11 protein-coding genes are annotated in these 12,679 nt (G+C 63.7%); 1 reads left to right on the top strand and 10 read right to left on the bottom strand.

What is annotated here, in order from left to right:
* Window positions 1–6 precede the first annotated feature (6 nt).
* The 10 genes from FFI89_RS14550 to FFI89_RS14500 all read right to left on the bottom strand — a co-directional run bounded on the left by FFI89_RS14550 (window position 7) and on the right by FFI89_RS14500 (window position 11,691).
* Window positions 7–2,688, bottom strand: a complete 2,682-nt coding sequence (locus FFI89_RS14550) for a PAS domain S-box protein (RefSeq protein WP_138837622.1) — start codon at window positions 2,686–2,688, stop codon at window positions 7–9.
* Between the two features lie 230 nt (window positions 2,689–2,918).
* Window positions 2,919–3,896, bottom strand: coding sequence for a tripartite tricarboxylate transporter substrate binding protein (locus tag FFI89_RS14545; protein WP_168212890.1), 978 nt, complete (start codon window positions 3,894–3,896; stop codon window positions 2,919–2,921).
* Window positions 3,897–4,029: 133 nt separating this feature from the next.
* Window positions 4,030–4,947, bottom strand: coding sequence for a DMT family transporter (locus tag FFI89_RS14540; RefSeq protein ID WP_138837619.1), 918 nt, complete (start codon window positions 4,945–4,947; stop codon window positions 4,030–4,032).
* A 168-nt stretch (window positions 4,948–5,115) separates the two neighbouring features.
* Window positions 5,116–5,916: an NUDIX hydrolase gene (locus FFI89_RS14530; protein ID WP_138837617.1), complete on the bottom strand. Its 801-nt coding sequence runs from the start codon at window positions 5,914–5,916 to the stop codon at window positions 5,116–5,118.
* Between the two features lie 18 nt (window positions 5,917–5,934).
* Window positions 5,935–6,888 carry a dihydrodipicolinate synthase family protein gene (locus FFI89_RS14525; RefSeq protein WP_138837615.1) on the bottom strand — a complete coding sequence of 318 codons (954 nt, stop codon included), beginning with the start codon at window positions 6,886–6,888 and terminating at the stop codon, window positions 5,935–5,937.
* Window positions 6,889–6,993: 105 nt separating this feature from the next.
* A complete protein-coding gene (locus FFI89_RS14520; protein ID WP_138837613.1) occupies window positions 6,994–7,872 on the bottom strand; it encodes an SDR family oxidoreductase in 879 nt (292 codons plus the stop codon).
* A 106-nt stretch (window positions 7,873–7,978) separates the two neighbouring features.
* Complete coding sequence (locus FFI89_RS14515; protein WP_138837611.1) at window positions 7,979–8,839, bottom strand: MaoC/PaaZ C-terminal domain-containing protein; 861 nt, start codon at window positions 8,837–8,839, stop codon at window positions 7,979–7,981.
* 169 nt (window positions 8,840–9,008) lie between these two features.
* On the bottom strand, window positions 9,009–9,398 hold the full coding sequence (locus FFI89_RS14510; protein ID WP_138837608.1) for a Zn-ribbon domain-containing OB-fold protein: 390 nt from the start codon (window positions 9,396–9,398) through the stop codon (window positions 9,009–9,011).
* Complete coding sequence (locus tag FFI89_RS14505) at window positions 9,398–10,546, bottom strand: thiolase domain-containing protein (protein ID WP_074814702.1); 1,149 nt, start codon at window positions 10,544–10,546, stop codon at window positions 9,398–9,400. Before FFI89_RS14505 ends, FFI89_RS14510 begins: the two co-directional genes overlap by 1 nt.
* A 782-nt stretch (window positions 10,547–11,328) precedes the next feature.
* Entirely contained in the window at window positions 11,329–11,691 is a 363-nt protein-coding gene (locus FFI89_RS14500; protein ID WP_138837606.1) for a hypothetical protein, read from the bottom strand.
* 370 nt (window positions 11,692–12,061) lie between these two features.
* Between FFI89_RS14500 and FFI89_RS14495 the strand changes: the two genes are divergently transcribed.
* The gene (locus FFI89_RS14495; protein ID WP_138837604.1) at window positions 12,062–12,304 is read left to right on the top strand and encodes a hypothetical protein; all 243 of its coding nucleotides are present in this window, start codon (window positions 12,062–12,064) and stop codon (window positions 12,302–12,304) included.
* Window positions 12,305–12,679 lie beyond the last annotated feature (375 nt).

Here is a 12,679-nt window from a genome sequence, read left to right as displayed (position 1 = left end):
GACCGCCTATTCCGCCGCCTGCTCGATCGGGGCTGTGCGCGGCAGGATCATCTGGATCCGCGTGCCGCCACCCGGCTGGGAGTCGAGATCGAGGCGGCCGCCGAGACGGTTGGTCACGATGCTGTAGACGATGTGGAGCCCGAGCCCGGTGCCGCCCTGATCGCGCCTCGTGGTGAAGAACGGATCGAACGCGCGGCGGCGGACGTCGAGGCTCATGCCGATGCCGTCATCGGAAAACAGGACCTCGACATTGTCCTTGCCGCACTCCCGCACCTGGATATCGACCGTGCCGGGCTTGCCGTCCGGAAATGCATGCGCCACGGCGTTGAGGAACAGGTTGGTGAGCACCTGTCCATAGGGGCCGGGATAGCTGTTCATCGTCAGGTTAGGCTGGCAATCCACGTTGAGCGTCAGATTGTGTTTGCGCAGGCCGGGCCGCAACGACATCACCACCTGCTCGGTGAGATCGCCAAGGTCGAAGCTGCGCTGGTCGGAGTAGTTGCGATCGGCGGCGACCTGCTTGAACGACTGGATCAGTTCAGCGGCGCGGTTGAGATTGGCCACGAGCTGCGATGACGCATCGCGGCTGGTTTCCAGAAAATCGTTCAGGCTGGAACGCCGCAATTCGCCGCGCGCGACCTCGGCGGTGAACATCGCGGTCTTGCGCTCCAGCGCCGAGGCGACCGTCAGGCTGATGCCGACGGGATTGTTGACCTCATGGGCGACGCCCGCCACCAGCCGGCCAAGCGCGGCGAGTTTCTCCGCCTCGATCAGCGAATTCTGGGTCTCCCGTAAATTGCGCAACGCCGCTTCGGCGGAATCCTTGGCCTTGCTCATCTCGAATTCGACGCGCTTGCGTTCGCCGATGTCGAGCGCGACGGTGACGATGTTTTCGATTTCGCCCGAGGTGTCCAGGATCGGCAGCTTGTTGACCAGCCATTGCCGCATGTTGCCGGAGGAATCCTGGTATTCCTCCTCGTAGAAACCGAGCTCCCTGCCGCCCGCCAGCACCCGCTTGTCGTTCTCGGCGGTCTTTGCCGCCCCATAGCGCGACATCAGGTCCTGCGTGGTGCGGCCGATCGCATCCTGGGGCTCGATGCCGAAAATGCCGGCCATATAGCGGTTCATCAGAACATACTGCAGCTGCTTGTCCTTGACGTTGATGACCGCGGGCACGGTGTCGATCACCATCTGCAGCAACCGGCGGCCTTCGGCAATGGCGTCTTCGGCGCGCTTCTGGTCGGTGATGTCGCGCACCGTACCTTCGTAGCGAACGATCTCGCCGGTCTCGTTGCGCACGGCACTGGCGCTGTCGGAGAGCCAGAGCACCTCGCCTTCGCGCGCGCGAACCTGGTATTCGAACTCGCGAACGATGCCGTCGCGCTGCATCAGCCGCTCAAATTCCGCCCGCGCTTCGCGGTGAACGTAGATCGTGTCGGCAATATTGCCGATGCCGCCGATCAGGTCCTGCGGCGTGGCGTAACCCATCATCCGGGCCAGCGCCGGGTTGGCGTTGAGCAGCGCGCCGCCCGGCGTCGTGACATAGATTCCGTCCACCGATGCCTCGAACAGCTTGCGATAGCTTTCCTCGGCAAGCCGCTGTTCGGCAAGCGCCCGCACCGCGGCCTCGCGCGCCGCATCGGCGTCGACCAGCGTCTGCCGGAACACTTCGGCGGCGCGGGCGATGTCGCCGATCTCGTTGTCCAGGTCGGTCGCCGGGATCGAGGTGTTCTGGCCGCCGCCGGCCACCGCGCGGATCGAGGTCGCGATCGATGCCAGCGGACGCACGGTGCGGCGGACGACCAAAAGTGCCGCGAACAGTCCGATCAGCACGCCGGCGCTACCGAGCACGATACTCTGCCACTTCGCTTCCGTCAGCGTCCTAGCAAAATCGCGCGACAGAATGTGGCCGCGACGCGCGCTGACCTCGCGCAACAGTTCGGTGACACGCTGGATCAGGCGTCCCTCGGTGCCCAGCACCTCCTTGTCGATATCGGATATCTGCCGTTCGCGAATCGATATGCCGATAATGGCCTGGGCATAGCCAGCGACAGCCATGCGCAGCTTCGGATCCGGAATCGTCATCGTGCGCATGGTCTGGGCCGCGGCTTCGGCGGCGGACGGATTATGCGCCAGCAGCGCCGAGGCGATCCGGCTCTGGGTCTGCGACAGCGTCGAGGCGATCACCGGATCCGGGCTCGCGGCGATCGCAGCGTCGAATGCGTCGCGCAAGGGCGGCAGCGCCACGATCATTTCGGCACGGCGATTGATCAGCGCGGAGATGCGTTCAATCCCGCTGCGATAGGTCGAGAGCCGCTCCGTAACACCGTCGATCATGTCCTGTTGTTCGGGCGCAAGCTCCAGCCGGGTCTTCTTCAGGACCTCGCCCAGCGCGGTCGCGGCTTCGCCAACCTGGACCGATTGGGTGCCGGGGTCGGTGACGAAATCGCGCGCCGCGAGCCGCAACTCGTTCATGCGCCGGTCGATGTCCTCGGCGAGATCGCCGACGCTCTGCAGCCGCTGCAACTCGGCAAACGTCGTGTCGATGTGGCGGATGGCGATGACGCTGGCGGCGGAGGTAATGATGATCACCGCCAACACCAGCATGAAACTGCCGAATGTCAGTTGGCCGATCGAAAGCGAGAACGATCGCGTCGTTGGCGAATTCGGCGGCGATTCATCGGTCATGTCAGTGAGGCCGGGCTCCTATCGGTCGTAATATACGATGTATTTCGGGCCATGGGGAACATGCTCAAAACGACAGGAAACGGGCCAGATTGCCCGGTTGGAAGCTGTTTTTCGTCCCTTGATATCGGCTTCCGGGACGATTCCGTGCGCAGCCCCGCTGCCATTCCGCGCGCCGACCATGCTTGAGTCGCCTGGATGAGGCCTTTGGCTGACCAATTGAGTCGGATGGCTCAATCGACGGTTATGCCGGCCTCCTTGACCACCTTGGCCCAGACCGCGACGTCGGCCTTGATGATGTCGGCGAAAGCCTGCCGTGGCGCGCTTTTGGCCTCGCAGCCGGCCACGTCCAGCCTCTGCGGCACGTCTGCCGTAGCCAGAGCGGCCTCCAGGGCCTTGCTGATACGTTCCACGATCGGTTCGGGCGTCCCCTTCGGCACCACGACCCCGAACCATGGCGTTACCTGCGCCTCGGCAAAGCCCTGTTCGGCCATGGTCGGCACGTCGGGGAAATATTTCGAGCGGCCGTCGTTGATGGCGCCGATGATCCGGATCGAACCGGACTGCACCTGCGCCAGCGCCTGGTTGGCAGACAGGAAGCTCGACGAAATCAGGCCGCTGGCGATATCCGGCACCATCTGCGGATAGCCGCGATAGCCGATCCCGGTGACGTCGATCCCGGCCAGCCGCTTGAACAGCTCAAACCCGAGATGCCCGGTCGAGCCCTTGCCGAGATGGCTGTAATTCAGCGTGCCGGGCTTTTCCTTGGCAAGCGCGACATATTCGGCAACCGTCTTTACCGGCAGCGCCGTCGGCACGATGAAGAAATTGGGAGCGCGGCACACCTGCCCGATCGGAATGAAATCGCGCACCGGGTCCCAGCGCAGCGAGGCGTTCAACGACGGGCTCGCGGTGAAAAACGTCGTTACCAGCAGCCACGTGTAGCCGTCGGGCGCCGAGCGCGCGACTTCCTCGGCCGCGATCGAGCCGTTGGCGCCGGACTTGGACTCGACGACGATGGTGCCCTTCCACTGCTCCTGCATGTTTTGCGCGATGATACGCGCGAACACGTCGGTGACGCTGCCCGGCGAGTACGGAATGACGATGCGGATCGGCCGGTTCGGAAAATTCTCCTGCGCCTGCCCCACGCTCGGGCTTGCGAAAAACCCGAGCAACGCGGCGATCACGGCGCCGATGGGTCGAAATCTCATCGCAAGTTCCCTGCCCATCTCTTTTTTTGCGGCGCTGAATGTGCGCCCGGATTTGCAGGGAAGATGCCGGTAATCGCCGATCACAGCAAGGCCACGGGTTTTTCGTCACGCGAAACGCCCGTGACAGGACGCATCAGGGCGAAACGCGGGCCGGCAGCTTCCGTGGCGGGATCGTCATCGCGGCGACGCCGACGACGACGCAGGCAAGCCCGATCCATGCGGTCGCGCTCGGCCGCTCGCCGAGGAACACGACGCCGAGCCCGACGCCGATCGGAACGCGCAGATAGGCCTGCGCGGTGGTGCCGACCGAGCCCAGCGTCTGGATCAGGCGGAAATAAATCACGAAGGCGAGCGCGGTCGAGAACACCGCGAGAGCCAGCAGCGCCAGCATTGAATTGGTCGACGGCGTCAGCGTCCAGGGTTGCTCGACCACCAGGCTCAACGGGATCAGGATCGCCGCGCCTGATATCAGCGAACCTGCCGCCGGCGCCATCGGATCGAGGCCCTTGAAGCCCCGGCCGAAGATCGCAGCCCCGGCGTAGCAAACCGCGGCCAATAGCGTGACGACCTGCGCGGTCAGTTGCTCGCCGAATCCGGACAGCGCCTGCACGCCGACGATCAGGCAGATGCCGGCCATCCCGGCGAGAACGCCGATCAGCTTTCGTGATGTCAGCGCTTCGTGACGTGTGACCAGCGTCAGGAAAAACGTGAAGATCGGCGCGGTGGAATTGAAGATGGTGGCCAGCCCCGCATCCAGCGCCCGCTCGCCCCATGCGACCATGGTCCAGGGGATGACGCTGTTCATGCAGGCCTGAAACAGGAATCGCCGCCAGGTAGCCAGATCGGTCGGCATGGTCACGCCGCGCCAGCGCATGATGGCGAGCAACAGCAGTCCGGCAATCGCGGTGCGGCCCGCGATGAAGGTGATCGGCGGGATGGTGGCGACGCCGATCCGGATGAAGGTGTAGGACGCGCCCCACAGCGTCGCCAGCGCCACCAGCAGTGCGAGCTCGGCGGCGAGGTTGGGAGGTTGCGGATTGGTCTCCGTCATGCTTTCGAACTTACACGGCGAGAGGACCAAAATACTTCGCCGTGTGTCGAAGTGTGTTCGTCATGGCCGGGCTTGTCCCGGCCATCCACGTCTTTCTTGCTGCACCCCCGTTAAGGCGTGGATGCCCGGGACAAGCCCGGGCATGACGGTGGATGGATTGCGAGCGACCTACCCGAGCGCGCCGACCTCGAATACGTCGCCGTCGTAGCCGGCCTCGAGCGGAATCCGGAGCTGGCGGCCGCCGTTGTTTTTGGTCATGACCGGCATCACGGTGACCACCGATTTCCCTCTGGAATCATCCAGCGCCGCCTTCACGCTGCCCTGCTTGCCCAGCTTGATCAGGTTGCGCGTGGTCGGGAATGGCAGCTTGAAGCGCCCGGTTTCGCCGCCTTCCAGCGCCTCGCGCGGCGAGACCCAGATCGAGTCGGTGGATTCCTTGCCGTCGTGGGCGCCGACCTGTTCGGGCGGCGCGGCAGCGAGGAAGAACCAGGTGTCGAAACGCTTGGGCATGCCTTCCGGCGTGATCCAGTGCGCATAGGGCACGAGCTCGTCGAGCGCCAGCACCATGCCGTTATCGGTCAGCACCTTGAGGAAGGTGATCTTGCTGTCGCAAAGGTCGGCGCGGTGCGCGGCCTCGATCGCACTGGCCGTTTTGGCATCGACCAGCGCCTTCGATCCCTTCGGCCGCGCCAGCAGGATTCCGCTCTCCTCGAAAGTTTCGCGGATCGCGGCGATGCGGAAGCTCAGCGTCGCCTCATCGAGCCCCTCACCACCTGAATAGAGCTGGGGGTTGGCAATGATTTCCTTGTCGCCCTTGTCGACACTGCCGCCGGGAAACACCAGCGCGCCGGAATTGAAATCGATCTCGTAATGGCGAACCATCATGAAGACTTCGACTTCCTTTTTTGCCGCCGCGTCGCGCAGCAGCAGGATGGTCGATGCGGGACGCGGGGCGACAATCTCGGCCATAAACGAGTTCCTTTGGTCCTAGCCTGCCGCGCTGGATTGCGGCTGCAGGTTGGCGCGGCGATCGACACGCGCCACCCGCGACAGCAGGTAGTCGACTTCGGCTTTCGCCGTGGCTGATATGACGGCGCCCGGCTTGCGCTGCGCGCTGGAGGCGATAACGCCACGCTTCTGCAGCACGTATTTGCGTACCGCGAGACCCGCGCCGGGCTGCTGCTCGTAGCGGATCAGCGGCAGATGGGCGTCGAACAGGTCGTGCGCGGCGTCGCGCTTGCCGGCCTTCGACAGTTTGACGATGTCGATCAGGAGTTCCGGGAAGGCGTAGCCGGTCATGGCGCCGTCGGCGCCGCGCTCCATTTCGAAGTCGAGGAACAATCCACCGTTACCGACCAGGATCGACATCGGCTTCAGCGAACCATCCTTCTGGTAACCCCGCAGCGTCGAAATTTTTTCCAGGCCCGGCCAGTCCTCGTGCTTGAGCATCACGCAGGACGGCGAATCCATCACGATCTTGCGGATCACCGCCGGCGTGAACACCACGGACAAGGTCAGCGGGTAATCCTGCAGCACCCACGGAATGTCGTCACCGACCGCTTCCTGGGCCTGCTTGAAGTACGAGACGATCTGGTCGTCGGTGCGCAGATGCGGCGGCGGTGCGATCATCACGCCGGCGGCACCGGCATCCATCGAGGCCTTGGCCAGCGACCGCATGGTGGCAAATCCCGGCGCCGAGACGCCGACGATGATCTGCATGTTCTTGGCGCGCTTGACGAAGCGCACCGCCACCTGCTCGGCCTCGGCGGCATCGAGCTTCGGCGCTTCGCCGAGAATGCCGAGCACCGTGACGCCATCGCAGCCGACTTCGGCATAGAAGTCGGTCAGCCGGTCGATCGATTTTTCGTCGATGCGGCCGTCATCGTGGAACGGCGTCGGCGCGATCGCAAAGGTGCCTGCGGCCTGGGCGGTGAGCTTCATAGGTATTTCTCCTGATCCGTCATTCCGGGATGGTGCGTTAGCACCAGACCCGGAATCTCGAGGTTCCGGGTTCGCGCTTTGCGCGCCCCGGAACGACTGATAGCGTCAAAACCGTCGCGCGCCCATCTTGATCTGCTCCTCGGAGAAGAATATCTCCTTGGCGTGCGCGACGACGTCCTGCGCCTTCCACCCCTCATGCGGGGGCTTCCAGCCTTCCATTTCCATCATCCGCATCTCGCGGACGCCGCGGGGACCAGAAACTCCAAGAGTCTTGCCGGTCTGGTCGCCCGACAGATCGCTGACCATGTATAGCACGGCAGGCGCGATACCGTCCGGGCCGAGCGCGGCCTTGGGATTCTCGATATAGCGCGGCAGGTCCGCGGTCATGCGGGTCAGCGCGCCCGGGGCCAGGGTCCAGATCCGGATGTTGTACTTGCGGCCTTCGATGGCCAGCACATTCGACAGTCCCCAGATACCGCCCTTGGCGGCGCCGTAATTGGTCTGGCCGAAATTGCCGATCAGGCCCGAGGTCGAGGAGGTGTTGACGATGACGCCGCCGCCGTTCTCGCGCATCCACTTGAACACCGGCATGGTGCAGCAATAGGTTCCCTTCAAGTGAACCCGGATCACCTTGTCCCAGTTGGCTTCATTCGACTTGGCGAAGGTCTCGTCGAGCAGGATGCCGGCGTTGTTCACCAGGATATCGGCGCGGCCGAAATTCTTGATGGCGTCGTCGAACACCGACTGGCCGCCGGCGATGGTCGAGATGTCGGCGCCGTTGGCAACCGCCCGGCCGCCCTCCGCCTTGATCGCATCGACCACCTTCTGCGCCATCGACTTGTCGCCGCCCGAACCGTCGCGCGGTCCGCCGAGATCGTTGACCACGATTGCCGCACCTTCGCGTGCGAACAATTTGGCGTAGGCTTCACCAAGCCCGCCGCCCGCACCGGTGATGATCGCAACCTTGCCGTCGAGTAATCCCATGGTGTTTTTCTCCCTGTTAGCTGCCGTCATTCCGGGGCGCGAAGCGAACCCGGAATCTCGAGATTCCGGGTCTGGTCCTTCGGACCATCCCGGAATGACGGGCGTATTATCCCAGCACCGTCCTGCCGCTCTTGATCACGGTGACATTGCGCGATTTCACTTTGGCTTCGAACGAAACGACGTTGCCGTCCTTCCACAATTCCATCGTCACGGTCTCGCCGGGATAGACCGGCGAGGAGAACCGCGCCGCGTGCTGCTTGAAGGCGGACGAATCGTAATCGGCATAGGTTTGCAGCACGCCGCGGCAGGTGATGCCGTAGGTGCACATGCCGTGCAGGATCGGGGCGGGAAAGCCGGCCTTCTTGGCAAAGCCGGGATCTGAGTGAAGCGGGTTGCGGTCGCCGCAGAGGCGATAGACCAGCGCCTGGTCCGGACGCGTCGTGATGTCGACGATCTTGTCGGGCGCCCGGGTCGGCACCTTGTGCGGTTCGGGCTGGCCTTCGGAGGGACCGCCGAAGCCACCATCGCCGCGGGCGAAACGCGAGGCCACCAACGTGGCGAGCTTCTCGCCCTTCTCGTCCTTCAGCACGGTCTGATGCCGGATCACGGCGCCCTTGTCCTTGCCCTTGTCGAACACGTCGAGCACGGTGGAATCGGCGGTGATGTGGGCAGCGGTTGCAAACGGCTTGTGGAAGGTGATGTCGCGCTCGCCGTCCACCACCATCACGCGGTTGAGATTCATTTCGCCGGGTCCGGCGCCCCAGGCGGCCACCGACGCAAATGTCGGCACCACCTTCAAGGGCCGCGGCGTGGCGACGGCCTCGTTGACGAAGGCGAGTTCCTTCTCGTCCAGGGGATCGGCGCCCATGCCGATGCCGTAGGCATAGAGCATCACGTCGCGATCGGTATAGGCGTATTTCTGGCCGAGACTCTTCAGGGCCATTAGCTCATCGTACTTGATCGGCATTGTTGTTTCTCTCCCGAATTTTTTCTCGTCCGTCATGCCCGCCACCCGGTCCGGCCCTGGCCAGCCGGATGACAGGCTCCTGCGGGCATCCAGTAATCGCCGGCGTTTACTGGATCCCCGCTTTCGCGGGGATGACCATCTTGTGCCTGGCGCGCAGCGCGCGCGTCCGTCAGGCCGGCGTGAAGAACGGCAGCGGCGCGCCGTCGGTCGGCTTGAACACCACCTTCACCTTCTGGCCGACCTTGAGCTTGTCCATGTCGCAGTCGACGATATTGGTCTGCAGCGACGGGCCTTCCTTCAAGGTGACGTAGGCGATCGCGAACGGCCCGGTGGCGGATTTGCGCATCAGGCTGAAGGTGTAGATCGTGGCTTCGCCCGAACTCTCTTCCCACACCGTCTTGTCGGAGAAGCAGAACGGGCAGATCGAGCGCGGGAAGTAATGCGGCTCGCCGCAGGCGGTGCAGCGCTTGATCAGGAACTTGCCCTGCTTGGCGGCTTCCCAGAACGGCACGGTTTCGGGATTGGTGACAGGCGTCGGGTATTTCTTGGCGTCGGCCATTATGCGCGCTCCAGAATGCAGGTTGAGGCGGCATGGCGCACGCCGAGAAGTCCGCCGGTGCCGTGGGCAACGGCGAGATCGCAGTTCGGCACCTGCACCTTGGGATGCGCTTCGCCGCGAAGCTGGCGCACCGCCTCGATGATCTTGGTCATGCCGCCGCGGTTGACCGGGTGGTTGCTGCAGAGGCCGCCGCCGTCGGTGTTGAACGGCAATTTGCCGACGCCCGAGATCAGGTTGCCGTCGGCGACGAACTTGCCGCCCTCGCCTTTCTTGCAGAAGCCGAGATCCTCGAGCTGCATCAGCACCGTGATGGTGAAGCTGTCGTAGATCGAGGCGTACTTGATGTCCTTTGGCGTGACGCCCGCTTCCTCGAACGCGCGCGGACCGGACCAGACGCCGGCCGAGTACGTCAGGTCGAGATCCTTGCCGCCGCGCGGACCCTTCATGGCCTCGCCATGGCCGATCAGGCGCACCAGCGGCTTCTTCAGGCTCTTGGCGATTTCCGGCGTGGTCACGATCAGCGCGCCGCCGCCGTCGGTGACGACGCAGCAATCCATGCGATGCAAGGGATCGGAGATCATCGGCGAGTTCAGCACGTCCTCGACGGTGACGACTTCCTTCAGCATCGCATGCGGGTTGTACTGCGCGTGATGCGAGGCGGCGACCTTGATCCAGGCCAGCTGTTCGCTGGTGGTGCCGTAGTCGTGCATATGGCGCATGGCACACATGCCGTAGGCATTGTGCGTGGTAGCCCCGTAGGCCGCCTCGAAATCGACCTCGGCGCCGGCCGCGCGCGGCGGCATCGGACCGGTGCGCGGCTTGCCCGCCAGCGTGATCAGCGCGATCGAACACTTGCCCGCGGCGATCGCCTCGGCCGCATGGCCGAGATGGATCAAATAGGAACAGCCGCCGGTATCGGTGGAATCCATATGGCGGACCTTGAGGCCGAGGTAATCAACCATCGGCCAGAGGCCGCCGGGGGCGTCGCCGGCGCAGAAATAGCCATCAATGTCGGCTTTGGTCAGCCCGGCGTCCTCGATCGCGCCCTTGGCGACTTCGGCGTGCAGCTGTGCTGTGGATTTATCGGGTGCGTGCCGGGTTGGATGTTCATAGATCCCCGCAATGTAGGCTTTGCCCTTGATGGTCAAATGGTTCTCCGCTGGCGTTTCTTGTCCCCAGCGGTTTTTCTGGCCTGTCGGAGCGGCCTTGGCAAGCGCGGAAATATTCCGTCAGGCGAGACTGGCACGGATGCGCGATCTCGCGGCGCCGAGCGCCCGGAGTTTTGAAAGGAAACCTTGCCCTCGAAATCAGAGGGCGCAGGGAAGGCCGGGTGCGCGCCGCACCCGCGGTCTCATGTGCGATGTGCATCAAAAATGCTGCACATGAGCATACAGGTTTGGCGGAGGCATCCGGCCTTCCCTGCGCAATGGCTTTACGGCTTATACGAGTTCGCCCCGGTGACCGGCTTTCTTGCCACCGTCATTTGCGGATTGCTCCGCGAAACTTGACGCCAGCACCGGGGCGTCAGGCCCACACGACTTCACCGTACGCTTTTGCCACGCTCGTCAGTCGCAGCCTTCGCGTCCACCGCATCCCACCGCACGTTCGTGACGATCGCGATCGCCCCTCAATTGGGTGAGACGGGCGGAGTTAAACTTCTGATTTGCCCGACGGAGCAACGGAAATATTTTTGGCGGGAAGGCTGGACAGACTTTTGCTGATTTGCCCGTCGGGTTGTTTTGTCGCACGCGTGGCCTGCAATTAGCCATTGCCAGCGAACCCGACTCGCGCGCTGTGGCTCTGGCGACGTGGCGCTCCCGATCCACTCCGATACGAGGCCCGCATACTGGGTCGAGAGCATGTGCCATTTGCCGGACCCTAGGCGTTTGGTGTGACGATGTCCGTCCCGAGGTCGAGCGGACGACGCGACCTAATTACGGCGGCGCCGATGTACGGGTGGCGGCGGCGGGCCCATATCGCGCACCCAGATCGTTCCGTTGTCGAACTGGACGGCCATACCATCAGGCGAATAGACGGCGCCCTCGTTCCAGGCGTCTACCCAAATCCGCGTCGCCGGCGCGGTCAAGTCGGGCCATGCCCGGGCGGCCTGACCGGCTTCGTTGAGAAGATTGAGGTCGGGTCCGTTCTGGGTGATAAAAGCGGGCCTGCCGACGAGACCCGCCCGGCATGCTTCGACGCATTTATACGCGCCGGTCAGATTGATCGATTGTGCCGATGCTTCGGTCGCAAATAGCGCGGCCAGTACAACAATGGCGGATGATATCGTTCGCATGAGAAGTTACTCCGGTTCGTTTGTGTGAACCTAATCGCGTAGATGAGACGTGGAGGCCCGCTGGCAGAATCCGCCGACGGCTTGAAGTTGAGGGACCAGCTTGCCGCTCAATAACTATTGGTCCAGCCAGTGGCAGAAAGGTTTGTTTCACGATGCGGTGAACCTTGGCTCGCTTCCTGGGCGGCGCGGGCAACGGAAGCGCCCCAGGGGAGGATTAGTGCCGAAGGCAGTCTTCTCAGCATCAAGTGAGTGTGACGGGTGATACGATGGCCCGCCGGGGGATCGACGTGCAGCGGCGGGAATTTCTTGGTGACTTGGCTGGTGCGGCGGTCGCGCGGCCGCACGCCAAGCAGGCACAGGAGGGCCTAGAATGAAGAAGACATTTGTTGCCTTTGTCGCGGTCGCAACGATTGCCGGTTCGCTCGCCGCGACGCCCGCAAGCGCACAGCGTGGCGTCGCCGCAGGCGTCGCGGCTCCGGGCCGCTACTATGAGCCCGCCCCTTACGGAGCAGGTCGCGGGCCATACGACGATTTTGGCAGTTGCGAATGGGTGACGCAGCGTTTCTGGGACGGCCATGGCTGGCGAGTCCGCCGGGTGCGAGTCTGCGGCTGATCCGCGATCACGGCGAGATTGAACGGCTCATAGCAACCATCGACGTCGAGCGGAGGCCGTTGAAATGACCGGGCCGCAAAGCGCAAGGCCGAAGAAGACTGCAGCGATGAGCGATCCATCCCGGCGAACTCGATTTGAAGGACGACAAGCCGATACTGCGGCGCATGAGTCCGTTTGTGGCAGCACGAAACGAACATGCGGAAGTGGTCGCTGGATGTCCGCTCTTGGGGTGCGGAGTCAAACGGACATCAGGCAGCCAGGTCGCGATGTCCGAGTCTGCCCCATCTCAGACATCGGCGAAATGAGGCCGTGACCGTTCCTAACCGGCACCGTGTGCTGCGAACCGGCTGATCTTTCGATGTCCTAACCAGCCCA

The sequence above is a fragment of the Bradyrhizobium sp. KBS0727 genome (assembly GCF_005937885.2).
Classification (GTDB): domain Bacteria; phylum Pseudomonadota; class Alphaproteobacteria; order Rhizobiales; family Xanthobacteraceae; genus Bradyrhizobium.
This window is presented reverse-complemented; position numbering and strand designations above follow the sequence as displayed.